This is a genomic window from Enterocloster clostridioformis (assembly GCF_020297485.1).
Classification (GTDB): Bacteria; Bacillota; Clostridia; order Lachnospirales; family Lachnospiraceae; genus Enterocloster; species Enterocloster clostridioformis.
This window is the reverse complement of record NZ_JAIWZC010000001.1, coordinates 1444662-1469734: the sequence shown is the minus strand read 5'-3', so window position 1 is coordinate 1469734 and position 25073 is coordinate 1444662. Positions and strand designations below refer to the sequence as shown.

Sequence of the window (25073 nt, the reverse complement as noted above, 5' to 3'; positions counted from 1 at the left end):
ATCATGCCTGAAATGAAAGTAAACGGGGTACAAAAGTTAATCCCTCCAATAGAGTGTAGGGTTTTGAAGACAGGAAACAGAAGCAGATGGATATCGGTTAATCTGGATGATATGAAACATGATCGTTTTGAGGAAGTCAAAGCGAGTGTTGTTGCAACGGTTGAACTTACAGATCGGGATTTTGTCAGATTGTGTTACCGCGGCCTTAATTCGCACGACTATCCCTTCGTAAGCCAGGTTTATGGCAGGAAACGAAAAATACTGAAGAATGAGGCTGGAAGGGATGAATTTGAAGTGATACGCATAGAAAATGAAAAGATGGACTGGCTGTACATGGCAGTAAGACAGCGTGGCAGTATTCCACTTTTCTCTAAGCAGCTTCTCAATATAGAAACTTTACGGGCGTGGGAACAAAAGTTTGATGCTATGGAGAAATTTGTGAGTGATAACCAAATAGGCTATTTGGAGGATAAGCTTTACTCTGATCCGGATGTATCCCCCAGCAACGCAGACCTGATATTGGCAGCCGTCCGTGAGGAACGCGATTGGAGACCTTCCTTTGAGGGTGGTTTAAGTTTGTATGATATTGTGTCTCACTATATTTCGTCTGCCATAGATGATGCGGCAGAAAATTATCTGGACAGTATATACGGAAGCACACAGATACAAACACATAAGGAGGTAAAAAGATAGATGGATAGTCAGGGCAACAATGAAGTGGAAATACTGACACGGGGTGAACTCGCTGTGCGTGTAAACTGTATCGAGGATGGTGAGTTACTGGTGATAGATTGGAGGGGAGCGGATGAAGACAAATGGGCTGAAAATGGTAAGTATCCGGTTGGTTGATGATCCGCCCATCTATAGTGAGGAAAAGGTTCAAAATCCGAAAGATGCAGTCCAACTTTTATTAAAGGAATTTGATTCTGTTGACAGGGAATTATTTTTCGTCCTTAACTTGCAGACCAATGGGCAGGTGATCAATGTAAATATTGCCAGTATGGGGACTTTAAATAACTGCATACTCTCCCCGAGGGAAATCTTTAAAGCTAGTACAGTGTTGCTTAAATATCAGTGATTAAATTACTAATGGTATCCCGGCATATGTCCACTTAAATGGGTGTGCTGTAAGATTGTATTGTTCAATAAAGCGCAGGATGCTTGCTTCCAGTTCTTCTATTGATAGGCAGCTTTTCCGCTTCAGCAGCTTCCGGTTAATGATGCCAAACCATATCTCAATCTGGTTCATCCAGGAACTGTGTTTCGGAGTATAGACAAAGCGGATCCGGTGGGAAGGGTCATGCAGGAAATCCGCCCGGCTTTCCATACTTTTAAGGATCCCTGTTTTCCCTTTTTTGCCCAGTTCCACGCCAAGGGCACAGGCTTCTGCCACATAGCGGACAAGGGTTTCCGACTTATGGGTGTTTAGGCCATCGCATATAAATGTCCATGGGGCTTGCGGGTCTGTCCTTACCAATGCTTTCACGGCTTCCACAAAATCCTCTTCTGTGCGTGTGGAGTTTAAATACGGCATTTCCATACGGCCCGTTGCAACATCAAAGAACCCGATGAGGCTGGTCGTGCCATGGCGGATATACTCAAACTCCATTTTGGCGCACTGGCCGGGTAATGGGAGCTTGTCAGGATATTTATGTTCCAGCGCCTGTACCCCGGTCATTTCATCCGTGGAAACAATGTGTGCACCTTCCCGGCTTTGTTCCTGGGCACTCTGGTACAGGCCGCAGATTTCGTTTACTTTCCGCGCAAAAGATTCCGGGGCTTCCGTCTTTTCCGAAGAATGAAGCCAGTAACGGATTCTGTGGGGATGTAAATCTACCTCATTTTTAAAAAACGGCTGACAGATTTCTCAGAAATCTGTTCAGCGATCCCCTGCTTTTTAATTTCTGCCACTAACAGCGGGAGGCTCCACTGGCTTACTTCGTACCCAAAATCATTTGGGCTGCTGCAGGCAAGGCCGATGATCCGCCTGATCTGGTCCGGCGTAAAAACAGACGGGGCACCGGGGCGTTTTTTATCGGAGAGGACTGCCCGTATCTCATCTTCAAGCTTTTCCGGGTCGTCCATTTCAATCCTCCGCAAGGCTGGGAGCGCCGCGAGGAACCGACTGCGCCAGGTGGCAACATTATTATAATGAAGCCCGACCTGTGGTGCAATATTCTGGTTGAGTTCCCCCTGTGACGCAAGCAGGACAATGCTGGCTCTTTTGACCAGTCCTGACGGAAGGGAGCGGCTTTTTGAAAAAGCAGATAATATGTTTTTCATGGCATCAGATAAAACCGGGATAGTATCAATTGTTTTCCTTCGCATAATAACCCATCCATTCTTTAGTGATAGAATTATTATGCACCGACTACAATAAAAAAGCAACGTCTATTCATTATTATTTTGGCAATGCTGTACTAGTATCCTTTCCAATGCAGCCAGTGTTGTATTAATGCATAATCATCCATCAGGGGACTGTACACCTTCCAAACAGGATGTTTTAGTGACTGAAAGGCTTGTGGCTTGTGGAGAACTGATTGGTATCACTGTGTTGGATCACATTATATTAGGAAGGGGGACCTATTTAAGTATGAAGGAGGCGAATATGATGCCCGATGGGAAGAAAATATATAATGAAATAGCTGCAGAAAACAGAGCCGAGTATGGAAAGAAGTCGATACCCACAATATCATTTTACGTGGCGGAATGTATGGAGTTTCCCTCGTTAGGGAAAGTGTATCAGTGCAGGAGCTTGGAACAAGCTGTGAAGCGATACAGGAATCTGCCGGAAGAATTGGCGTGCATGGGGAATGGGATTGGATTCACAATCAAGGACGATGATTCTATCTATACCGGTGATTTTGATCTGGTGTCAGCAAACCGGCTGGATGTGGATATTATCAACTCTATCCCATATTATCGTGACAGCCCATTGGTACAGAAAGCAATTGAGGATATCAAACGACTGATGCCAGAAGTGAAGATTCTTGAACCGGTACAGCACGGGGTACAAAATCCAAAGGAACGAAAGCAGGCCAGATAACAGGCTTTCATATATGCATTGAATAAAAGCAAAAAATACGGTACAATATCCATATAAAAGATAAGACAGGAGGGAATCGGCGTGGATAAGAATAAGGAAATGTTTGACAGGCTGGTAAAGGGCCTGCGTGATATTTACGGTGATAAATTGGTAAGTATTTTACTATATGGTTCATTTGCCCGTAAAACCAATACAAAGGAATCGGATATTGATATAGCAGTTTTATTGAACGGAAAAGAAACAAAAGAAATGCATGACCGTATGGTGGACCTGGCGGTGGATATGGATTTGGAATATGATCAGGTCTTTTCCATTCTGTATATTGACTATAAAAACTTTTTGGAGTGGGAGGATACTTTACCATTCTATAAGAATGTGAAGGAAGAAGGGGTGGTACTGTGGGCAGCTTAGAGACATTAGCAAAGTACCGTTACCAGCGTGCGTTGGAGGATTTAGCTGCGGCAAAAGAAATGTTGTCAGGCGGTATGTATAAACCATCGCTGAACCGTTCCTACTATTCTATTTTTCATGCCATGCGTGCCATTACAGCACTGGAAGGATTTGATTCCAGTAAACATAGCGGCGTGATTGCGTATTTTAACCAGAATTTTGTGAAAACTGGGATTTTTGCGAAGGAGACTTCTAAAATAATCAAAAATGCCTCTATCATGCGTGAACAATCGGATTACTCTGATTTTTTCATCGCCTCAAAGCAGGATGCAGAGGAACAGATTGAAAAGGCAAAGGAGTTTATCGGTGAGATTGAAAGATATTTAAAGGATAAAAATGTTCTATAGGAGATAAAATACAGGCACGCCAGTACGTTGTGGTTGTCTGGAAAACGGTCTGTGGATAAATAAAAATTGAAGAATGTGTTACAAGAAAAAGTGGTTGCTTCTAGTGGCCACTTTTTTTATTGGAAATACGGCTGCGAAAATTTGCAGCCGTTTTTTGCAGAAAGGTGGGTTGAGAATATGAGATTTGGATTCAGTTTTGGATTTCAACTGAATGAGTGGGAGGTTGAAATCGAAATACCGAGAGAATACCGATTCCGTTCCGAAAGGGAAGCGCGGACAGCCTGCAGGGAAATGAATGTGGAGGCTATTGTGTTTCCAAATCAGATTGCCGTCCTGTTTGAACGGGATTATATGATGCTGGAAGACAGGGAGTTATACCATTTTCGGAAACTCAAGGATGAAGTATATGAGAAGTGTGGAGCTTTACTTGCTCCGGAGGAGGTTAGTGAACTGATTGAAAAAGGAACTTTAGAAGAAGTCCTTTTCAGTGATAAGTATACGCCTGACGGAACGGAATACATGGAACTGGATGTGTCGGCAGAGGGAAGCATACAAAATGTTGAAAGAAAAGTATGCTCCACATTATCAGCTTCCTTTTGGTTTCTGCTGTCCTGCACTAAAGGGTGTAAAAGGATTCCACTTTGAAAGCCTCTATTATCAGGTGAAAAAGATATGAGTAATAGCTGAAGGGAGGAATACGAATCATTGACAACCGATTTAAAAGTAAAAAAGAAGCACAGATAAAGCTGAAGGCAGACGCGGAAGTAAAATTACAAACGCATAATTACCTGGGAACTGAAAAAAGTTCTGCATCTGGACTTCTCGGAAAAAAGATTGTTTCCGGGGGTATGGATGAAAAAGCCTCATTATCGGATAAAAAGATCCACATGAAGTCCACGGAGATTCATCCTGTATCAGAGCCGAAGGAACAAGAAGATAAGAAAAGTGCGGTGCTTGCAGCGAATTCTGTATCAGGGTTTAGAAAGCAGCCAGGAAAGAAAGAGAGTTCCCTGGATTATAAAAATTCAGACAGGCAAACCAGACAAGAGAAAATGAAATCAGGTCAGGAATCACGCCAGGAATCAAGGAAAGAAACGTATCCCAGATATTCGGCTGGAAGTGAGAAGAACGCAGATTTTGAAGATGATGGAGGGCGGAAGAGGAAGGAGAAACCAAAAGAGAACTTTGTTCGGGAAAAGCAGAAGCAAAAAGCCAGCAAAGATCCTAAGTTTCACTTAGACAATGTTTCCGGGCCGGATATTAAACGGAAAGATTATGATTTTGGATTTAAAGATACCGTGACCCTCACACGAACGGAGCGGGGGTCTGAAGCAGTGGACCAGAAGTCGGAGGACAGATTTCAGAGTCAACAAATGCCGGGAGAGGACCGGGATACATTAAAGACCAGAAAAAAAGATGAGAAGATATCCTCAAAGAATGAAGTAAGGCGAGGAAGGGTAAAAAAGGAACAGGAAAATACCCGGATGAAAAAAGCTATCCGGAGGCGTATGTATGCTTTTATGGTGAACAAGCTAAGTGGTGAGGAACAAAAGGACAGTTTTGCAAAAGCCGCAAAAGATATCGCCGTCATGAGGGCTGGATTGGTTGTCAATCAGCTTGTCTTGTATCTTTTGGGGCTGTTGGGGCCGTTATTGGGAGGGCTGGTTACGATTGCTTTGCCATTTGTCCTGATTATTGTAATCCTGTATAACACCCCTTTGGCTCTCTTTCTACCACCATTGCAGGAAGGGGATACGGTACAAAGCGTATTAGCGGAGTATTACCGGGAATTTAACGAGGAAGTAAGGGCGGCGAAAGAGGACAGTGATGAGGATGTAACCTACAAAAATATGCAGAATGGCGTGGCTCGTAGCAATTTTACCGATGTGATGATGGTATATATGGTGCGTTATGGAACCGGGCAGGGAAATTTCTCAACCGTCATGAGTGATAAGAATAAAAAGCACTTAAAGGAGATTTTTGATGAAATGAACCATTTTGCTTCTGAGACAGTGACAGATACTATCCGGGCCGGTGAAAGCCTTGGAATCATGACATTCAGCGGTTATTGCAACTGTTCCATCTGCTGTGGCCAATGGTCGGGAGGTCCTACGGCAAGCGGCGTCATGCCGAAAGCAGACCACACCCTGGCCGTTGATGCTTATAATCCCACGCTTCCTATGGGGACACATATCATAGCAGGCGGAAAGGAATATGTGGTGGAGGATACCGGAGATTTTGACCGTTATGGTGTAGACTTTGATATGTATTTTGGGGATCATGGGACAGCCCAGAATTTTGGACATCAGGATATGGAGGTATTTTTGGCTGATTCCAATGGCAGCAATACTGTGGAAGTAACACACACCTCATTATACGTGTACAACCTTACCTATGAAGATTATATTGAACTTGGCAAACTGACACCCAGTCAGGAGAAGTTGCTGCGTGAGGTCATGAGTGACGAATTCCTGCACAGTATGCCTGCAAGCGGCATTGGCGAGCAGGTGGCGCTTGCGGCGTTAGATAAGGTTGGCTGCCAATATAGCCAGGATTTGCGGTATGAGGAAGGGTATTATGACTGCAGTTCTCTGGTACAGAGATTATATGCAGAGTTTGGTATAAACCTACCATCCGTTGCTTCAACACAGGGCCAGTATATTGTAGACAATGGCCTACAGGTCAGTGAAAATGAACTACGGCCAGGAGATTTAATCTTCCATTCCCGTGATACAAATGCGGGGGAATTTATGTCTATTGGGCATGTGGCGATTTATGTAGGAAATGGGATGCAGGTGGACGCACGAGGGACAGCATATGGCGTGGTTTACCGGCCATTGGTTCCGTCTAACATCGGTTTGTACGGAAGGCCATGTCGGTAGCATCAGCATACAAATTTGCTTTGAAGTTTTAACCGTAATGTAGTTCAAAGGTAATGATACTGAGGAGGGATAAACATGCTGTAAATGAAAAGAAGAAATCAATAAGAAATGAAGAAAAAAATTGAGGGCAGTCGGCAAGGCTGCCTTTTGGAAAGGAGAATGCCAATGTCTGACTATATGGAGGACAATTTTTATTATCTTGAAAAGGTCAGGATGAAAGGGGAATACCATGTAATACTGTATAAAGCCTGGATGGGGCTGTGGGAGGCACGGGAGGCATTTCTGGATGGTCTGCAGGAAGGTATTATAAACAGGCAACTGGTCTTGGGAGTAGAAAAAGATGGAGAGAAAATCCCATTTTTCCAGTGCGATGATGGTAAATTCTATATACCAGAAATAAAATCCAGAGATAAACTGGGAAAGCTTGCAGATACATTACTGAAAGAATTAAGCGGGCGATTTGGGATAGAAGAATGTGGGGAAAGACAGGCTGTTTATATGAGTGATGCCGAAAATCAGAATTATGATATCCGCATAACTGAAACGTTAAGTAAAATAATCACAGTCAAAGCACCGAGCATGGAATTAGCCTTATCAGAGGCACATGACAATTATTCGGATGCAAAAAGCGGTTATGTATTGGATTACAGTGACCTGCGGGGGGTAACTTTGTCCGTGGCGGGTATCCACCGAGAAAGACCGCGAAATGTAGGTGGGAGATGAGTAAGGAAACATTAAAAGAAAGACTGGAAGACTCTTTTTGCCGCTGGGACAAGGAACTATTAAGTGGAGGCAGTGATCCTTATTATACTGACGGGCAAAATATGAACCTGTTAAGAAACCATATCATTAGTGCGAAGTATGATATGAAGGAGGCAGGGGAATTTCCAGAAATTTACCACCGAAAGACACCGGAGGAGTTGCCGGAACATTTTATGGTACAGGCGGAAAAGATTTATTGGACAGCCGTTGGTATCTTCCGTCAGTGTAGAGACGATGTGGACTATCAGTATTTATGCGGACTGGAACTAAGTCCTAAAATGGAAAATGGGCTTGAAATCAGAAATGCATTAAGGAATGTAAGAGAATTGGAAGATGCAATCAAGAACCAGGATTTTGTCATTATGAGAAGGCACCGTGAGATACCTGATTTTAAAAATTACAGGCAGATTATTGAAAGCAGCCCCGAGAAAATAGAACCCAAAATGGAACAGATGAGTTTATTTACTATGACGGATCGGGAAAGAAGGTGAACCTATGGATCAGCACACCATGAAGGTATCGGATTTGTATGATATTGCAATTTTTGATATCTCGCGTGACGGTGAACAGTGGAGAAAATATCTGGAGTTTTCTGCCAGGGGGAACTTATATCGCTTTGACTTTTTGAATACATGCATTATTTACGAACAATACCCGGAGGCAGAAATCCTCTTGGGATTTTCAGACTGGAAGAAAGCAAAGCGTTATGTCAGGGGCGGTGAGATTGGAATCGCAACATTTCCTATTGAAATGCTGGGAGGTGCGCAGTATGTCTATGATATCAAAAGCACTGGCGGCAGGGTTATGCCCTGGATATGGGAAATTAATGAAGAAAATGCTCCTGCTTTCGCAAAGAAACTGTTTCCAGAACAATATCAGGAAGAAAATAATTTCAGGATAGCAATAAAAAACTTTACTAGAACATATGTGCGTGCTATAATGGAAGAGGAAAACGACAGGATTCATGAAATAGCAGTTCTTACCGGCAAGGATGAATTGGATGACAATCAAATGTCACCAGTTGAAGAATTCATCCTGCAGAGCACCGCATACCTGGTATTAAGGCGATGCGGGATTGATACTTTTGATACAGGACTGTCTGCAATAACAAACTACCGGGAAGAAGTGATACTATCCCAAATAGGTATCCTCATATCGGATATTGCAGAGAGGACGTTGCGGAGATTTGCAGAGATTGCGAAAGAGATCCGGGAAGATGAAAGGAGAAATCAAGATGGTAGAACTGAATTACAGGAAAGAAAAGGACGGGCTGCTATACCCGATGCTGGAGACAGGGAGCCAACAGGCGGAAGGGCTGGAGACGCTGGGCAGATACGCGAAGCTGGCACAGGAATACCTGCTGGAGAAGGACGAAAGCCGGCACAGCCTGTTGTTGCGGACGGGCAAATTGCTGGAGCTGCTGAAACAGATAGAGGCGGAAGCGTGGGAGCTGCACGACCAGATCGTGGAGGGCTACGTGAGGATGAAAGCGGCGGAGAGGAACATCAAATCGGCGGATACGATGGAGATGACCAGACTTCGGAACGAAGCGGCTATGATAACCCAGGAAACCGTGATGCAGGAAGTAATCTGCAAGCCGAGGTAATAGAAACTGATATAGAGGAAGGAACTGCTGTTGCGGTTCCTTCTTTTTCTGTTGAACCAGTGTCTGTGCCTGTAGAAGTGACAGATGAATTATGCAGAGAAGTGGTTTTAGCAGGTGCGCTGGAACCTATCCTAAAGAAAAAAATCTATGATTTCTTTGAGTTTAATGAAGGGATAGGGGAGCGTGTCGAATTTCTTTATCAGATTTACGAAGGTGGGGACACCATTATAACTGGTGAGGGACTTGAATTTGAATATGAAACAGATGATACGGGAATCCAGTTATACTGGCATGAGCAGGGGCAGTATCTAAGTGGGTATCTTCCATTTAAGATAGTGGCAGAAGAAATCCTATTATTAATCGAAAGCGGGGAATACTATCAGCCAATAAAAAAGGATGCGGAAATACCGGAATCATTGGCCGAAACAGTAGAAAATTTCCTGAAAACGGCAGATGGCAGGATAGTATTTGACATGATTTATGATGTAATGACCATAAACTTACTGCCCCAGCAGGAAACCGAATTTATACGGCAGAGTTTTCTTTCCCTGCTTGGTTCAGATATGGATTGGATATTTACCTCAACACTGACCTTCCATGATGGTGAGGTTACTTGTTCTTTTGATGGTAACGAGGTGCAGACCTATCCGTGGCGTGTGATCCGGGACATTCTGGCCCGGATAATCGAATTAGATCAATATCCTGAATCCAGCCAGGATTTCTCTGTAGAGGAAATTAAAAGAATTCCCTGGTTTCCAAATCTGGCGTCCCAATACCAGGGGTTATTAGAACAGGCTGGCGAGACACCGGCAGTAACAATACCATATTTAAGTGCCGATACCGTAATTGAGAAAGATGACAAAGGAACAGAGGATACAGGAGAAGAAATACAGGAGACACAGGCTGATGGAAGAAGTGAACGGTTAAAGGCAGTATTTGAAGAGGCTGCAAATACATATGCCCTTCATTCCATGGCATTGATTCCCTCCAAACCATTGATTCAAAGGTTCTTTGAACAGGCAGGGGAAAAGGAAAAGCAGGAATTTCTTTCGAAAATTTTGAAAGTTCAGTCTAAGCGGGACTATGGAAAGTCTGCGCTGAATACAAGCTGGGGATTGATCCATTACACGTATGGTGAAAGTGGAGCCGTTGAATTCCGCCTTGTGAATGGAGAAAATGAAGGACATGGGGCTTTTACCATGCAGGAAGTATCGCGTGCAATCCAGGCGGCCATTAATGTGGGAGAGTACCTCCCACCGGGGGAATATGAAGCGGCACGCAAAGAAGAATTTGCCTTATGCCCGGAGGAAACCTTCCTATTATACAAGGAAATGAGTAACCGAAACCAAAACGTCATTCAGGTTTCGGATTTTTTTTACCCTGAAAGATGGGAATTTCCTTCCGGTGATAAGACAAAGTATAAGAGTAATGTCGCGGCAATCCGTTTGTTAAAGGAACTGGAACAGTCCTCCCGTCCGGCTACACCAGAGGAGCAGGATATCCTGGCCAAATACATAGGCTGGGGAGGTCTTGCTAATGTATTCAATCCTAAAAGTCCAAACTGGACAAACGAGTATCAGGAACTGCAGACGCTGTTGACAGAGGAAGAATATGAGCAGGCCAGGGAAAGTATTAATTCCGCATTTTACACGCCGCCCGTTGTCGCTAAGTCAATTTATAAAGCATTGGAACAGTTTGGGTTCACAAATGGTTCCATCTTGGAACCCAGTATGGGCGTCGGGAACTTTTATAGTGTCCTGCCAGAAAATATGCGGGATTCCCGTCTTTATGGCGTTGAACTGGACAGTATCAGCGGAAGGATCGCAAAACAGCTTCACCCTCATGCTGCGATTGAAGTCAAGGGATTTGAAAAGACGAAGTTTGAAAAGGACAGCTTTGATGTTATCGTGGGAAATGTTCCTTTCGGCGCGTACAAAATTTTTGATCCCGAATATAAAAAATATGGTTTCCGCATTCACGACTATTTTTTGGCAAAATCCTTAGACCTGCTTCGCCCTGGCGGAATCATCGCGGTTGTCACGGCAAAATTCACCATGGATAAAGCTAATTCCACGATACGAAAATACTTGGCGGAGCGTGCAAACTTTATCGGCGCGGTACGTCTACCTGGAATTGCCTTTAAAAAGGATGCGGGTGCCGAAATTACGTCCGACATTATCTTCCTTCAAAAGAAGGGACGGGTATTGTCCCCAAATACATCTGAGGATTGGATGAATATCACCTATACTGATGATGGGGTGCCGGTGAATGAGTATTTTATGCACCATCCGGAAATGATGCTGGGAAAAATGGCTTTTGACAGACATACTCATGGGCCAAACTCCAATTATACAGAACTAATTGTAGAAGATGAAGAACATTTTGATTTTGAAGAACAATTGAATCATGCTATTTCTTTTCTGTCAGCCAATTATCTTCCGGCAGAGGAAAAATCGGTGTTCCCTGATGTAAACAGCAAGGAAGAACTTCCCAATACTATGCCGGCCCTCTTAGATGTAGCAAATAACACATATACAGTCATAGAGGGAGAAATTTATTATCGGGATAATGATATCATGGTCAGATGGTTGGGAAACGAGACGCAGCGGAATCGTATCCTGGGAATGCATGCTATCCGGCAGTCGGTCAGATACCTGATTGATATTCAGACACATGGGTGCAGTACGGTTCAACTTGTTGAGGCACAGGAAAAGCTGAATAAGATTTATGATCCTTATGTAAAGAAGTACGGATATCTGTCCAGCCGTGCCAACAAATTAGCATTCCGGGAGGACAATGACTACTATCTGTTATGCAGTCTGGAGACAGAAGATGAAAACAAGAATATAAAGAAGGCGGATATCTTTTATAAACAGACTATTGCGCCAGTTTCCATAGTTGAGAAGGTGGATACAGCCATGGACGCGCTGCAAGTCAGCCTGGCGGAATATGGGAAGGTACATATCCCCTATATTCTGAGTGTCTATCCGGTAGAACGGGAACGGCTCCTGCAGGAATTAAAAGGGCAGATATTTTTGAACCCAGTCAAAGCGGCTGATGGAAACCCTAATCAGGGATGGGAGACTGCAAGTGAGTATCTGAGTGGTCCAGTACGGAAAAAACTAAAAGCTGCAGAAGTGTATGCAAAAGCTAATCCCATCTATTTGGTAAATGTAGAAGCCTTGAAAGCGGTACAGCCAGAGGATCTGACGGCAACGGAGATCACCGTGAAGTTGGGAACCTCTTGGATTGCCCAGGAGGATTACGAAGCATTTATCTATGAAACGTTGAATACGCCGGGGCTGTATCGAGACGGGACTTATGCAATCAAGGTGCAGTTAAACCGGTATACCATGTCATATAAGATCACGAATAAGTCCAGTGACTATTCTTCTGTTGCCGCGAGCCAGACATATGGAACGAAAAGGATTGATGCATATTCCATTATTGAGGCGTTATTGAACCAGAATATAATTACCGTGAAAGATAAGATTGAAGTCGGGGACAGTGAACGGTATGTAGTAAATCAGAAAGAAACAACCCTGGCGAGGGAAAAGGCAACCATCATAAAAGATGCTTTTAAGGAGTGGATATGGAAAGATCCGCAGCGTAGAAAAAAATATGTGGATTTTTACAATCAGAACTTCAATGATAACCGTATGCGGGTTTATGACGGTTCTTATTTATCGTTCCCCGGTATGAATCCGGAAATAAATATGCGGGACCATCAACGGAATGTTGTAGACCGGGCACTGCATGGAAGCACTTTGCTGGCCCATGCGGTTGGGGCTGGAAAAACCTATGAAATTGCGGCTATCTGTATGGAGTTGAAACGGCTGAAGCTGATGCATAAAGCAATGATTGTCGTACCGAATCATCTTGTGGGGCAGATGGCGGCAGAATTCCTGCACTTATATCCCAGTGCCAATCTACTTGTGACATCGAAAGAAGATTTTAAAAGTGAAAATAGAAGAAAACTGACGTGTAGGATTGCTGCAAATAATTATGATGCCGTGATTTTGGGACACTCTCAATTTGAGAGAATTCCCCTGTCTGCGGAAAGGCGTGCGGAAATTCTTGAAAATCAGGTGGAACGAATTTCAGGGGCTATTGCGGAGATGAAGGAGCAGCAGGGGGCTAAATGGGGGATAAAAGATATGGAGCGTCAACGGAAAAATCTGGAATCCCAAATTTTAAGTCTGAGAAATGATGCAAAAAAGGATGATGTGCTGGATTTTGAGCAGTTAGGGATAGATGCATTGTTTGTAGATGAGGCGCATGTGTTTAAAAACCTGTCTATCTTTTCAAAAATCCGTAATGTGGCAGGTATTTCCACCAATGGTTCCCAGCGGGCTATGGATATGTTCCAAAAGATTCAGTATATCCAGGAACTGACCGGAGGAAGAAATGTTATCCTTGCAACCGGGACGCCTATCTCCAATACCATGTGTGAAATGTATGTCATGCAGTTGTATCTGCAGTCACAGAAACTACATGAGAAGGGGATTGACCATTTTGACAGTTGGGCGGCCAATTTTGGCGAAGTTACCACTTCGCTGGAAATGTCACCGGAGGGTGGATACCGGATGCGGAGCCGATTTAATAAATTTTGTAATCTCCCAGAACTTATGAATATGTTCCGGGAGGTGGCTGATATCCAACTGCCTTCCATGCTAAACCTGAATGTACCTAAGTTAAAAGGTGGGAAATACAAAATTGTGGAGAGCGTGGCGTCCGAGAGTGTTGAGTACATGATGCAAGAACTGGCTGGACGCGCGGAAGCAATACGAGCAGGGAATGTAGATCCAACGGTCGATAACATGCTCAAGATTACCAACGAAGCAAGGTTGCTCGGCACAGATCCCCGGCTGATTGACCCAGATGCGGAAGTAGATGGTGACGGCAAACTCTTTCAGGCGGCAGCGAATATTTATCAGGAATACATTGGTTCCCAGGAGTTTAAGGGGACACAAGCTGTCTTTTGCGATATTGGCACGCCCACAGGAAACAAGAAATTTAATGTATATGACTTTCTGAAACAGGAGCTGATCAGGAAAGGAATATCAGAAGATGAAATTGCATTTATTCATGATGCCCATAGTGATAAGCAGAAAGAGGAATTATTTGCAGACATGAGGAGCGGCAGGAAACGAATCCTCCTGGGAAGCACGTCCATGATGGGAACAGGAACCAATATCCAAAAACGCCTTGTCGCGGCTCATCACATTGATTGCCCGTGGAAACCCTCGGATATTGAGCAGAGGGAGGGTCGTATCATACGCCAGGGAAATGATAATGAAGAAGTCAATATATATCGCTATATCACGAAAAAGACATTTGACAGTTACCTTTGGGGAATTGTAGAAAATAAGCAGAGGTTTATCAGCCAGATAATGACAGACAAAACGGTTGAAAGGGAATGCCAGGACGTAGACGAAACCATTTTATCTTTTGCGGAAATCAAGGCAATTGCGTCTGGGAATCCTATGATTATGGAAAAAACCGAGGTGGACACGGAAGTTTCGCGTCTGCAGGTCTTAAAGGCAAGCTATGAGAGCCAGCGCTATGTCCATCAGGATAATTTCCTTTTCAAATATCCAGAATTGATTAAGAAGACTGAGAACCGATTGTACGCTATGGAAAAAGATATCAGGAAACGTGACCAGGCACTCTGTATGGAGCCGGACTTTTTCGTTACGCTGAACGGCCTTAGATATGATGAACGTGAGGCGGCGGGCAGCGTTATCTTAGAGATGGCCCATTCCCTTGAAAGTATGGAAAGCAGGACAGTGGGCAACTATAAGGGGTTTGATGTAGTGGTAGAAAAAAAGTATTCTGACTGTTCCATAAAGCTGAGTGGAGAGCTGACTTATTCGGCAGATATGAGCAGCAGTGCTTCCGGAAATATGGTCCGTATGGAGAACCTGTTGGGGAGTTTGGAAAAGAGAGTTGCTGCACATAAAGAAAAACTGGAAGAGTACAAAAGAAATATGGAGGAATCTAAAAGGGAGTTTAATAAAGAATTCCCCTATGAATCGGAGTTGAAACAAAAACTAATCCGCCAGCAGGAAATCAATAACGAGCTGGAGATAAAAGATGAGGGAGAAGAACTGGTAGTAACAGAAGAACTCCCGGAACCAGCTTTGTCCAGATAGAATTCATTAAAAAAGGAGACTAAGTTATGAAATATACAGTAAATATTTATGAGGTATCAACAGAGAAAGATAAAAAACTGAGAGCATTTGCTGCGGTAACGTTCGGTGACAGTTTTAAAGTAACCGGTATCACTATCAGGGAGGGAAGATTAGGGAATCTTTATGTGAGTATGCCGCAGTATCCAACGGGGGAAAAAGATGAACAGAATAAGCCGATATACAGTGATGTGTTTTTTCCAAAAACTACGGATTTCAGTACCGCATTAAGGGGAGAAATTCTGGAGGCGTACCAGGAACGTGTGGAAGGGAAAAACGAAGTTGACCTCACCTATGGGGAGGAAGATTTTGACTACTATGTTCAAGTAGTAAACAACAGAGATTTGTCCAATACCACTAAGGCATATGCCAGACTGGTGATTGGTGATGTATTTGTAGTCAATCAGATTTCTGTCAAACGATCTTTTGCAGGAAATAACTTTGTAGCCATGCCTTCCCAGCGACGCATGGTTGAAGGAAAGGCGGAATATCAGGATATATGCTATCCAGTGACAAAGGATTTTCATGACAGGCTGCAGGGAGATATTATGAGCCAGTTTGAGCAGAATAGGGAAAAACTGCGCTCTGCAAAGGAAAAAGCGAGGTAGCTTATGGAGAAGAAAATCAATACTACAATAGGTCATCTGGAGGAATTGGAAGAGGAAGAATGGGATGGCGAGAACTTCCTTTTTGAAACGGATGAGGAACATCAGGTCTGGCTGGACAAAAAACACTTGGTTATCCAGGAACTTGGCTTGCAGATACATAGCGGCGTCTGGTATGAAAAATATGAAGATGATGAGGAGGACAGCTTTGAACCGGATTTTGATTTTTATATGTTTTTTGATGCCGGTACAAAGGAGTATCTGTACATGGAACAGGGAAGTTCCCTAATTACCTGCATCCATAATTTTACCGGGTTGAGCTGGGAAGAGATTGAAGGACGGGCGTGTGAGGTTATCCAGACAGATCGTGATATTCAAGTCGAAGAACAGACATTAATCTATCAATAGGAGGTGGAGAGCATAGAAATAAACATGGAACATGTAGGCTGGACATTGAAAGGAAGATGCCGGGAAGTGGCAGTTTCATTTGAACACGAATTTGCCGGTGCAGTCATATATGGAGAAACCATAAAAGAAGGGCGCTGGTTTTATACTCTGCCTTACCGCAAATCTGGCGGTGCAATTGAAGAACCAAACGCAGGCAACATTGATTACAATGGAAAAATAATTGGAAACGACCTTGGTAGTGCGGAATTGGGTGAGATATTTTCAAGATCTATATCTGAAGATTACGAGATGCTAAAGACTATCCAGAATATTGTCCAACAAATGGAATTGATAGAGGATATCTCGATAAATAAGATGGGATCAGGAGAAATTTATGGTTTTGAGGATGATGGCTGCCACTCTCTTATTATCTCTGCCTTATCAGAGGATATAATCTATTTTCTGCGGCTTGATCAGGACGGCAAAGACTATATTTTTGCAGATGATGAGGATGAAAAGGTTGAATGCTGGCCATTGAATTGTCTGCAAAGTATGGCGGAATATAAGCCGGAGGATTTCGGATATGATACTGGAACCTTGCGGGGATTATATTATTATGCTGATACAGAAATTTATAATCTGCCAGAAAAACTTGTAGACTATGAAAAGACGGAGTTTGTTAGTGCAATCGAGTTTGCGGAGCGGTTGAAACTACAGATACCAGATATTATCCGGCCATGAGAAAAGAAAATCCGATAATGCGCAGAAATGATTTAGAATAAGCAGATGGAATATGGAGGAATAAGTGGTGGATAACAAAAAAGTAATCAATCAAACCAGATATGAGGCACTGAAACAGGAGGGATTCCCAGAAGGGATATTGGGCGTATAGCGGAATTAATCAAGTATATACCAGCTATCTTGCAGGCGTTAATTCAAAACCCCCTTTTTATGCAAATAGTTACAATTATGACCTGATAGACACCAGAAGGACATGTGCCCTGCGTCTCTATGGTTATACACTGGGAGATTATGGAACCATAATAGACAGTAATGCATACAGATATGTGGAATTTTGGGCAGGCAGCGGAATGTAACAATAAAATTCGCTGAAAACAGGGCTGATAGTTTGTGCTTTCAGATTGTTCTTTTACTGCTGTTTGTAACTAAAAGTTAATACATGTAATAAAATGGTGGTCTGTATATTTGAAGAATCGGATTGTATACTAAATTATAACAAATGTAACTATTAGTGAATGGTGGGATTAAATGAATACCAAGAGATTAGGTAGGAAAATCAGGGAAAAACGTAAACAGTGTGGATTGACAAGCCAGCAATTGGCTGATCTATGTCATGTACATGACGGCTATATCCGACAATTGGAAAGCGGGAAAAAGGTTCCCAGTATGCCATTGTTATTGAGCCTGTGTGATGAGTTGGAAACGTCCCCCAATTACCTCTTGGAATATGCAGAAGCAGGCGATGATAAGCAACTATTAAATCGCCTGTATAAGCTTAGTCCAGAACAAAAAAACACAATGATATGTATGCTGGACGCTTATATAACTTATGAAGAAAAGAAAAAGGGTGAGGAGGCATAATCTGTGTCTCTGTATATTTAGAATATTCTCAAGTAATTGGTTGATGATTATTAAAGGGAGCGCGTTATTACGGCTCCCTTTTGCATTTTGTTTTGTTAATGGCACGAGCCAAAGTTTGACAAATTACGAAATAACAAGTAACATAAAAGTCTAAATAATAGCTTTTTTGTGGAGGGTTAATTTGATAGATGAGATAAAAAAATATGTTAAGGAAATATTGATGATAGTCGAATTTGAAATATGGGAAAGAAACAGGGAGAAGCACATGATTCTCCAGACAAGAAATATACAGAATAACATGACAATGTTACCATATGAAAGCGACTTCCTGTGTTTAATCCACGATTATTGTAAAATGAATAGAATTTATATAAATGAAATAAAAATATATAATAATGTAAGACTTTATGTTTTTAAAATATATTTAAAGAATAATATGGATATAATAGCCTTTCCAGTGGAAATAACAAAACATGAACTTATTTTAAGGCGTGAACAGCAAGAACCAGATGGTTTTCATTCTGTGGTGGATAAAGAAATTAAGATACGATTATGTGATATTAAAATAATAAAAGTGATTCATGAGTGTGATGATGTTGATGTTGGAAATCTGGAATTATCAAAACCAATGTATGGATATAAGGCTATACCTGAAATAAATGGGCGTTTGAAAACAAAAGGCTGTGAATATCGACTCAATATACCATGTATAGTAAAAGTAAGAAATCCATATGTTACAGATTTTCAGGATTGCTATTTACATTTTTGTACAACAATAGAGGGCGTAGCATTGTGTCCAGGCAGAACGGATTATTTAGAATCCATAAAAAACTATAAAAGAGGATCATTATCTGCAATAAGACTTTTTCAAGTGAAAGCAGAGGGACATTGTGCTCAATATAGCGGTGATTGGTGGGTCACAAATAAATTAACTGTAATAAACGAAGTTACTAAAGAAGACATTTATTCATATTTTATGAACAATTCTTTGATAAAAGCAAAGGTTATGAAACACTTAAAGTTAAATCGTGATTTTTGGGACGGTTTTCTTAAATCAGAAATCCCTCCATTTATCGAATCGGAAACGGATATGATGTGAAAAAATACAACAATCTTTTAATGCAATAAATTAAAATAAATATTAGGGTGGGTGTCCGGACAAAATGATGTAAATTGTTACTTTGGCAAACGCCGCATGAACACTTCACCATGTTCATGTGGCGTTTTCTTTTGTGTATGTATCTTACGTAAAAAGCTCGTATTTTATTTCGTTTTCTCAAAGGTAATGCGGATGCCTTCTGTACTTTTGGAAGACGCAGTGACTGTATATGGTGGCAAAGCAAGTTCCATACTATCAGATATAGGAAAAGGTGTACCTGATGCGTCCATGAGAAGTACATCGTATTTGTTCTCACTGCATATCTTTACACAATCCGTACATAGATATTTTGATATAAGAGATTCGTCTGGCTGGGAGTCAGCCTGCATATATATATCTGCACGAAAGCTCTCGGAGGTAATGGGTGAGGTTATAATCATAGTTCCGTTCTCGGAAGAGGTGATTGTGACACTATGATCTCCCTCCCAACTTCCTTTTGGAATAGTACTAACGGATCGTGAGTTTAAGTTTATTACACCAAATGCAGACTCATACGAGATATACGATTGGAGTTTACCCGAACAAATCCAGCATTCGGATTTGGATACTGGACGGTGTACAATAAGCAATACAAAAGTAATAATAAAAAGAATACTAACAAGAGAAGCAATACAGAGCCGTTTTAGTTTGCGCTTTTTTCGGCAGCGCGCTATAGCCTGAGTGAATTGTTCCCATTCTTTTATATGCCGATAGTATGCAGGTTCAAGCCGGGCCCAAAGTTGCTCATACTGTTTGTCTTCAGTAAGATAGGGTAAAGGAAAGAATTCTTTACAAACATCCAGTAAATCAGAGATATCTTCATCACTTACATCACTTTGCGATAGAAAAAGTTGATTTGTTTCAAAGAACGCCTTCTCGACCTGGGAAGAATCGAAATTACCTTCTAGTGCTGTTAAAAATTTTGAAGCCAGCCTCATAGTATTTTCCTCCAAAATGTTATCTAAAAGTTTGTTTTTGTATCTATAAGATAACATTTATTCATATGGATGTCTAGTAAAACTAATCTACAAATGTTCCCTGAAATAGACAATCTTTTTATATACAAATGAAACTGAGATATAACGTATGTCATATTTTGGTGGACTGTTGCAGAGGGAAAAATGGAATTATACTAGAAGATAACAAAAGTAGCTAATGGTAATATGCATATAGATGGTGAGGTGTGATGTGGACCCAAAAGAATTCGGTGCTAAGTTGAGAGGTAAAAGAAAAGAATGCAAATTGTCATACCAGGAATTGGCTGAAAGGTGTCATGTAAACCATGGATATATCAGGCAGTTGGAAGCTGGCAATAAGCTTCCCAGCGTTTCGCTTTTATTCATTATATGTGATGTTTTAGGTACATCCCCCAATTATCTGTTTGGATATACGGAGGATAATGCTGATAAGGAATTGCTAGAACGTATATATCAATTAACGCCAGAGCAAAAGCGGGTGATGCTTTGTATCTTGGACGCTTATTTAAGCTTAGAAAAGATGGAAACAGAAAGTTAAAGTTGGACAAGAGGCATCTCTGATCTTTGAGATGTCTCTTGTTTTTCGATGGGATATGGTTCGAGTAAACGAGAAAAAATGTCTATTAAATCAAAAAATGTTGACATAGAAAAAGGCATGCTCTATAATAGCACATATTTTTATGGTAAACCGTTGAGTGGAGGAGTCGCGCTGATTATAGAGAGCTACCGGTGGTGTGATGGCAGCATTTTAAATCAATGTGAATGGGCTTGCGAGGGTAACTCTGACTTCTGTTCGCAGTGGCAGGAGCCTTTTTGCTATTTAAGAAGCTGTTGTATTGATAATATAATCTTAAAGGTTGGAAAGAGAGGGTGGAAGCTGCAAAGTTTAATCTGATGATATTTTGCCATTATCAATGATGAAAGTGAAAAAATGATAGGTAATAATTTAAACGTGTATTGCGATGAAAAATCGTAGTACGGGGACACTCGATAAACGGTAAACAGGAGACAAACATATGAAGGATCATACATGTTCAATAACAGAGAACATTAGAAGGGCACGCGAAGAAAGAGGTCTGACCCAGGAAGCCCTGGCCGAATTGGCCGGAATATCACATAGCCATCTGAGTAAGGTAGAATCTGGCTCCAGGACAATCGGCATGAAAACATATATAAAAATACTGGAAGCCTTAGAGGTTGTTCCTGTTTTGGTATCTGAAGCAGATGGGACGGAAAAGAGCATAGAACTATTGTCACGTTTCTTATGTATCTTAAAGGAATGTCCGGAGTTGGAACTTCAGTTTTACTTAGACACAATTGAGTCGATGAAAGGCAGTTTAAGCAAAATAGCCTTTTCAAATAATGACAATGATGATAAAGTTGCGTGAGTATAAATTTACGGCATTAGTTGAAAATAGAATATGTATTGTAAGAGAGCTGCCATCTACAAGCAGTTCTTTTTTTTCTGGATTTATGTCGGAAAATCTGAAATGGCAAATTATACGCTAGAATTGGATGATATTGGTCTTTACAGTCCGTTCTCAAACAGGAAATCATCATGTAAAATACATTTAAACTTAAAAAGGAGTATGGTACGAAGATGGTTAACAATTTTAATATTGCTCAAAACATTCGTACTTTAAGAGAAGAAAGAGGATATACAATAGAGAAGCTTGCAGAACGGGCAGGGGTGTCTGCAAATCATATGAGTAAAGTTGAAAACGGTTTGAGAAATTTAAGTATGGAATCCTACTTGAATGTATTGGAGGCATTGAACGTATACCCTGTATTGATAGAATCTTCAGATATCGGTGACACGAAGGAACAGTACATATTGGCCTTTATAAATATCATAAAAGGCTGTTCAGGGAGAGAAGCGAGTTTTTTACTGGAGATTGCTGCTTGTATTAAAGAAAACATGAATAAAGCCGGATTTACCCTTCGTGATGGAACCGGGAGATGATAGATACAACCATTTCATAATGTCTGTATTGAGTATGACACTTTTGGCGTTTGTGAAGTATCGTTAAGAAGATGTAAAGAAAATCATTGTCCCGGGAGGTATAGAGAAATGCTTACGATTGAAGAGCTGGATGCTTTCCAACAGATAAAGTTGGATGAGGTTGATATTGATACGCTGGTGGATTTGAATAGTGTAAAAATAGATACCTCTTTACCATGTGAGAAGAGAATGAGAAAAATGCTGGACGAAGGAGTAAATCCCTACCTGTTCCGCGTGGGGGACATGAAGATAAAGGTATCTTATTCAAGTACGGGCAGGACCTTATCCGACATAATTGAAAATTTGATAGAAAAAGCAGAGTGTTGACTGAGATTCGCAAAAGAGAAAAAAAGAAGGTGATAAATGGTTAGATAGGTGTGGACAACTGGAATGAATCATGGTAAAATAAAAGCGGAATAGAACTAAACATTTAAGCAGGTTCCTGCTACTTATTTGATGTATGACCCAGGGTTCATGCGCTAACTAATAAGTTGTTAGGAGCTGTTTTTATGCGTAAAAATCATATCTATCGTGCTTATGCTTATCTGCGCTTATCCGTGGAGGATGGCGATCAGATTGAAAGCGACAGCATTAAAAATCAAAGAGTCATAGTACAGAGTTATTGTGGCGGACAACATGAAATCCAAATCATCGGTGAAGCAGTCGATGATGGGTATACTGGTACAAACTTCAATCGCCCCGGTTTCAAGAAAATCCTGAATCTGATTAAAAGTGGGGAGATTGACTGTATTATCGTAAAAGATCTGAGTCGTTTGGGCAGAGATTTTACGGAAGTATTGCGGTATGTACAGCGTAGATTCCCGGAGTGGGGCGTCCGTTTTATTGCGATTGATGATAACTATGACAGTGAAGCCGAATCCTGCAAAGAGGATTTTCTAACATTACCCATTAAAAGTCTGTTAAATGAAAGCTATCCGGCAAATACAAGTATCAGTATCCGAAACACATTAAAGGCTATGCGTGAGCAGGGACTTTTTGTCGGCGCATACGCGTATTATGGCTATCAAAAAGATCCAAAGGATCATCACAGGTTGATTCTTGACCCTATCGCATCGGAGGTGGTGCGGGATATCTTTCGCTGGAAACTCTGTGGTTTAAGTCAGGATGCCATCGCAACACGGCTTGACAGCCTTGGTATTTTGCCGCCGGCAGACTATAAAGTATCACAGGGGGTCCGGTACAGGACAACATTTAAAAAATATGAACGTAGCCATTGGACTGCCGTAGCTGTAGGAAGAATTCTTAATAATACCGCTTACCTGGGAATACTGATACAAGGAAAAACCACTACTCCGAACTTTAAAGTAAAGAAAATAATCTACAAAAGCGAAGAGGAGTGGGCTGTCGTAGAGGGGGCAATGCCTCCCCTTGTGAGCTGGATTGATTTTATGATTGTCAATCACTTGTTAGAGCATGATACGCGGACAGCGCCTGGTCAGGAAACCGTATATCTTTTTTCTGGGCTACTGGAATGTATAGACTGCCATCAATCACTTGTACGCAAATCCACGAAAGCAGGTGGAAAGGAATATGGATATTATGTGTGCTCTACCAACAGAGAGAATAGCAGGACATGTTCGCCTCACAGGGTTTCAGAATCAAAGTTGAAAAAAAACATTCTTCTGCTGATACAATACCATATTTCTGTTCTTACTGATTTAAAATCAATCTTGTCATATGTTGATACAATACCATTTTCGGACCGCAGGGTACAGAAGGAAAGCTCTCGGATGGAAATGTTAAAAAAGGATTACCAGAGGAATATGAAATTAGCTGCTTCATTATACGGTGACTATCAGGACGAGCTGCTGACAAGAGAGGAATACCTTCAGCTGAAAAAACAGTATTCAAGCCGTTGTACTGAACTGGAAAAGCTGATTGAGCAGCAAAAGGTAGAAAATGATAATATATTTCGGAATATCTGTGGCAAGAATGCATGGATTGATCATTTTTTGCAATTCGGTCAGGTAAAGGAACTTGACCGGAGGCTGGTAGTTAGTTGTATAAAGAGTATTCAAGTCTCCGAAAAGGGAAATCTGGAAATTACGTTCTGGTTTGAAGATGAATTTAGAAAGGTCATAGCAAAAATCAGACAGATTTGTACAGAATTGCCTAACCAGAAAATGAAAACATTCCTGGAAAGCATAGGGGAAGGCGGTGTCATGTGTGGCTAGAAAAAGCAGAAGGAATCTGGTTGAAGAACAAGTTATTTTCTCACTTAGAGAATACAGATTTGGATCTTATGCACGCTTATCGGTTAGAAGCAATAAAATTAAAAACGATGATTCCATCAGTCATCAGTTGCAGAGAAACAGGGAATTTATAAGCAGGAATCTGTCAGGAAGTATTCTGACCGGTGAATACTGCGATAATGGTGTTTCGGGCACTACATTTAATCGTCCGGGCTTTTCTGAACTGCTCAAAGATATTAAGTCTGGAAAAATCAATGCAGTAATCGTTAAGGATTTTAGCAGATTTGGAAGAAACTATTTGGAAGCGCTGGAGCTGTTAGATGTAGTATTCCCGGAATTAGATGTTCGTTTCATCAGCATAGACGATGGATATGACAGTGCAGATCCACAATGCAGCAAAGAACGAATGGTTTATGTGATTAAACATCTGGCAAATGAATATTACGCCCGTATCTCTTCCAAAAAACTTACCCAGGCCCATGAACTGGCCAGAGGCAATGGGGAGTTCTGGGGAGCGAGGCCGCCATATGGATTTGAGCGTTCAAAAGCCAATAGTAAAATACTCGTGATTGACCCGGAAGCTGCCTCTGTTGTTGTCCGTATATTTAACATGTTTGTGCTGGAAGGATATTCATACTATAAGATTGCCCAAATATTGAATAGGGAGAATATTCCCTCGCCGAAATCCTATCACTTGATAAAACATGGAAAAGCAGAAAAGGTAGAAAAGAACCCGGAAAAGTATCTGTGGCTGGGCAATTTCATTTCTAGTATAACTCAATTTTAATAAGTTTACATTATTATCCTGAAAACCAAGGGAAACGTGCGCCCAAAGCACGGACACGTAAGCCAAGAAATCAGATTA

Annotated in this window: 26 protein-coding genes and 1 pseudogene; 24 read left to right on the top strand and 3 right to left on the bottom strand. The window is 41.6% G+C overall.

What is annotated here, in order from left to right; all coding sequences use genetic code 11:
• Positions 1-3 precede the first annotated feature (3 nt).
• Both LA360_RS07235 and LA360_RS07230 read left to right on the top strand, forming a co-directional pair.
• Positions 4-693 carry a hypothetical protein gene (locus LA360_RS07235; RefSeq protein WP_225537406.1) on the top strand — a complete coding sequence of 230 codons (690 nt, stop codon included), beginning with the start codon at positions 4-6 and terminating at the stop codon, positions 691-693.
• A 112-nt stretch (positions 694-805) separates the two neighbouring features.
• Entirely contained in the window at positions 806-1078 is a 273-nt protein-coding gene (locus LA360_RS07230; protein WP_225537404.1) for a JAB domain-containing protein, read from the top strand.
• On the opposite strand, the gene LA360_RS07225 is transcribed toward LA360_RS07230, so the two are convergent.
• Entirely contained in the window at positions 1079-1696 is a 618-nt protein-coding gene (locus tag LA360_RS07225; RefSeq protein ID WP_225537737.1) for a transposase, read from the bottom strand.
• A 137-nt stretch (positions 1697-1833) separates the two neighbouring features.
• On the bottom strand, positions 1834-2328 hold the full coding sequence (locus LA360_RS07220; RefSeq protein ID WP_225537403.1) for a helix-turn-helix domain-containing protein: 495 nt from the start codon (positions 2326-2328) through the stop codon (positions 1834-1836).
• A 97-nt stretch (positions 2329-2425) separates the two neighbouring features.
• On the opposite strand from LA360_RS07220, the pseudogene LA360_RS31085 reads away from it, so the two are divergent.
• The 16 genes and pseudogenes from LA360_RS31085 to LA360_RS07145 all read left to right on the top strand — a co-directional run.
• Positions 2426-2596: pseudogene (locus LA360_RS31085) on the top strand (JAB domain-containing protein); the annotation flags it as partial.
• 171 nt (positions 2597-2767) lie between these two features.
• The gene (locus LA360_RS29950) at positions 2768-3046 is read left to right on the top strand and encodes a hypothetical protein (RefSeq protein ID WP_225537401.1); all 279 of its coding nucleotides are present in this window, start codon (positions 2768-2770) and stop codon (positions 3044-3046) included.
• An 81-nt stretch (positions 3047-3127) separates the two neighbouring features.
• Complete coding sequence (locus tag LA360_RS07205) at positions 3128-3457, top strand: nucleotidyltransferase domain-containing protein (RefSeq protein ID WP_006567782.1); 330 nt, start codon at positions 3128-3130, stop codon at positions 3455-3457.
• Positions 3445-3843 (top strand): HEPN domain-containing protein, encoded by a 399-nt coding sequence (locus LA360_RS07200; RefSeq protein ID WP_044945099.1) that lies wholly within the window; start codon positions 3445-3447, stop codon positions 3841-3843. Before LA360_RS07205 ends, LA360_RS07200 begins: the two co-directional genes overlap by 13 nt.
• A 66-nt stretch (positions 3844-3909) precedes the next feature.
• Positions 3910-4488, top strand: coding sequence for a hypothetical protein (locus LA360_RS07195; protein ID WP_225537399.1), 579 nt, complete (start codon positions 3910-3912; stop codon positions 4486-4488).
• 407 nt (positions 4489-4895) lie between these two features.
• Positions 4896-6725 carry a C40 family peptidase gene (locus LA360_RS07190; RefSeq protein WP_225537397.1) on the top strand — a complete coding sequence of 610 codons (1830 nt, stop codon included), beginning with the start codon at positions 4896-4898 and terminating at the stop codon, positions 6723-6725.
• Positions 6726-6890: 165 nt separating this feature from the next.
• Positions 6891-7448 carry a DpnD/PcfM family protein gene (locus LA360_RS07185; RefSeq protein ID WP_225537396.1) on the top strand — a complete coding sequence of 186 codons (558 nt, stop codon included), beginning with the start codon at positions 6891-6893 and terminating at the stop codon, positions 7446-7448.
• Between the two features lie 101 nt (positions 7449-7549).
• Positions 7550-7978, top strand: coding sequence for a peptidase M14 (locus LA360_RS07180; RefSeq protein WP_225537394.1), 429 nt, complete (start codon positions 7550-7552; stop codon positions 7976-7978).
• Positions 7979-8256: 278 nt separating this feature from the next.
• The gene (locus tag LA360_RS29580) at positions 8257-8388 is read left to right on the top strand and encodes a hypothetical protein (RefSeq protein WP_263870218.1); all 132 of its coding nucleotides are present in this window, start codon (positions 8257-8259) and stop codon (positions 8386-8388) included.
• Positions 8389-8721: 333 nt separating this feature from the next.
• Positions 8722-9093, top strand: coding sequence for a TnpV protein (locus LA360_RS07175; protein WP_225537392.1), 372 nt, complete (start codon positions 8722-8724; stop codon positions 9091-9093).
• A 59-nt stretch (positions 9094-9152) separates the two neighbouring features.
• On the top strand, positions 9153-15248 hold the full coding sequence (locus LA360_RS29945; protein WP_225537390.1) for a helicase-related protein: 6096 nt from the start codon (positions 9153-9155) through the stop codon (positions 15246-15248).
• A 26-nt stretch (positions 15249-15274) separates the two neighbouring features.
• Entirely contained in the window at positions 15275-15892 is a 618-nt protein-coding gene (locus tag LA360_RS07165; RefSeq protein WP_044945898.1) for a septation protein SpoVG family protein, read from the top strand.
• Between the two features lie 3 nt (positions 15893-15895).
• Positions 15896-16297, top strand: coding sequence for a hypothetical protein (locus tag LA360_RS07160; protein ID WP_049975079.1), 402 nt, complete (start codon positions 15896-15898; stop codon positions 16295-16297).
• 24 nt (positions 16298-16321) lie between these two features.
• The gene (locus LA360_RS07155; protein WP_112482268.1) at positions 16322-17017 is read left to right on the top strand and encodes a hypothetical protein; all 696 of its coding nucleotides are present in this window, start codon (positions 16322-16324) and stop codon (positions 17015-17017) included.
• Between the two features lie 528 nt (positions 17018-17545).
• Positions 17546-17878: a helix-turn-helix domain-containing protein gene (locus tag LA360_RS07150; protein WP_006567768.1), complete on the top strand. Its 333-nt coding sequence runs from the start codon at positions 17546-17548 to the stop codon at positions 17876-17878.
• A gap of 181 nt (positions 17879-18059) precedes the next feature.
• Positions 18060-18977 (top strand): hypothetical protein, encoded by a 918-nt coding sequence (locus LA360_RS07145; protein WP_225537389.1) that lies wholly within the window; start codon positions 18060-18062, stop codon positions 18975-18977.
• A gap of 164 nt (positions 18978-19141) precedes the next feature.
• Here LA360_RS07145 and LA360_RS07140 read toward each other — a convergent pair whose 3' ends face one another.
• Positions 19142-19954 carry a hypothetical protein gene (locus LA360_RS07140; protein WP_112482270.1) on the bottom strand — a complete coding sequence of 271 codons (813 nt, stop codon included), beginning with the start codon at positions 19952-19954 and terminating at the stop codon, positions 19142-19144.
• A gap of 250 nt (positions 19955-20204) precedes the next feature.
• Between LA360_RS07140 and LA360_RS07135 the strand changes: the two genes are divergently transcribed.
• The 6 genes from LA360_RS07135 to LA360_RS07110 all read left to right on the top strand — a co-directional run bounded on the left by LA360_RS07135 (position 20205) and on the right by LA360_RS07110 (position 24995).
• Positions 20205-20531: a helix-turn-helix domain-containing protein gene (locus LA360_RS07135; protein WP_225537387.1), complete on the top strand. Its 327-nt coding sequence runs from the start codon at positions 20205-20207 to the stop codon at positions 20529-20531.
• 478 nt (positions 20532-21009) lie between these two features.
• A complete protein-coding gene (locus tag LA360_RS07130; RefSeq protein ID WP_112482272.1) occupies positions 21010-21381 on the top strand; it encodes a helix-turn-helix domain-containing protein in 372 nt (123 codons plus the stop codon).
• A 212-nt stretch (positions 21382-21593) separates the two neighbouring features.
• Complete coding sequence (locus LA360_RS07125; protein WP_112482274.1) at positions 21594-21956, top strand: helix-turn-helix domain-containing protein; 363 nt, start codon at positions 21594-21596, stop codon at positions 21954-21956.
• Positions 21957-22064: 108 nt separating this feature from the next.
• A complete protein-coding gene (locus LA360_RS07120) occupies positions 22065-22322 on the top strand; it encodes a DUF6870 family protein (RefSeq protein WP_112482276.1) in 258 nt (85 codons plus the stop codon).
• 182 nt (positions 22323-22504) lie between these two features.
• Entirely contained in the window at positions 22505-24190 is a 1686-nt protein-coding gene (locus tag LA360_RS07115) for a recombinase family protein (protein WP_112482278.1), read from the top strand.
• The gene (locus LA360_RS07110) at positions 24183-24995 is read left to right on the top strand and encodes a recombinase family protein (RefSeq protein WP_225537386.1); all 813 of its coding nucleotides are present in this window, start codon (positions 24183-24185) and stop codon (positions 24993-24995) included. The genes LA360_RS07115 and LA360_RS07110 overlap by 8 nt, the downstream gene beginning before the upstream one ends.
• The last annotated feature ends 78 nt before the right edge of the window (positions 24996-25073 follow it).

Coding starts and splice junctions, on each gene's coding strand:
- LA360_RS07235 (WP_225537406.1), top strand. CDS start 4: ATGCCTGAAATGAAAGTAAACGGGGTACAAAAGTTAATCCCTCCAATA.
- LA360_RS07230 (WP_225537404.1), top strand. CDS start 806: ATGAAGACAAATGGGCTGAAAATGGTAAGTATCCGGTTGGTTGATGAT.
- LA360_RS07220 (WP_225537403.1), bottom strand. CDS start 2,328: ATGCGAAGGAAAACAATTGATACTATCCCGGTTTTATCTGATGCCATG.
- LA360_RS07190 (WP_225537397.1), top strand. CDS start 4,896: ATGAAATCAGGTCAGGAATCACGCCAGGAATCAAGGAAAGAAACGTAT.
- LA360_RS07185 (WP_225537396.1), top strand. CDS start 6,891: ATGTCTGACTATATGGAGGACAATTTTTATTATCTTGAAAAGGTCAGG.
- LA360_RS07180 (WP_225537394.1), top strand. CDS start 7,550: ATGAACCTGTTAAGAAACCATATCATTAGTGCGAAGTATGATATGAAG.
- LA360_RS29580 (WP_263870218.1), top strand. CDS start 8,257: ATGTCTATGATATCAAAAGCACTGGCGGCAGGGTTATGCCCTGGATAT.
- LA360_RS07175 (WP_225537392.1), top strand. CDS start 8,722: ATGGTAGAACTGAATTACAGGAAAGAAAAGGACGGGCTGCTATACCCG.
- LA360_RS07165 (WP_044945898.1), top strand. CDS start 15,275: ATGAAATATACAGTAAATATTTATGAGGTATCAACAGAGAAAGATAAA.
- LA360_RS07160 (WP_049975079.1), top strand. CDS start 15,896: ATGGAGAAGAAAATCAATACTACAATAGGTCATCTGGAGGAATTGGAA.
- LA360_RS07155 (WP_112482268.1), top strand. CDS start 16,322: ATGGAACATGTAGGCTGGACATTGAAAGGAAGATGCCGGGAAGTGGCA.
- LA360_RS07150 (WP_006567768.1), top strand. CDS start 17,546: ATGAATACCAAGAGATTAGGTAGGAAAATCAGGGAAAAACGTAAACAG.
- LA360_RS07140 (WP_112482270.1), bottom strand. CDS start 19,954: ATGAGGCTGGCTTCAAAATTTTTAACAGCACTAGAAGGTAATTTCGAT.
- LA360_RS07130 (WP_112482272.1), top strand. CDS start 21,010: ATGAAGGATCATACATGTTCAATAACAGAGAACATTAGAAGGGCACGC.
- LA360_RS07125 (WP_112482274.1), top strand. CDS start 21,594: ATGGTTAACAATTTTAATATTGCTCAAAACATTCGTACTTTAAGAGAA.
- LA360_RS07120 (WP_112482276.1), top strand. CDS start 22,065: ATGCTTACGATTGAAGAGCTGGATGCTTTCCAACAGATAAAGTTGGAT.
- LA360_RS07115 (WP_112482278.1), top strand. CDS start 22,505: ATGCGTAAAAATCATATCTATCGTGCTTATGCTTATCTGCGCTTATCC.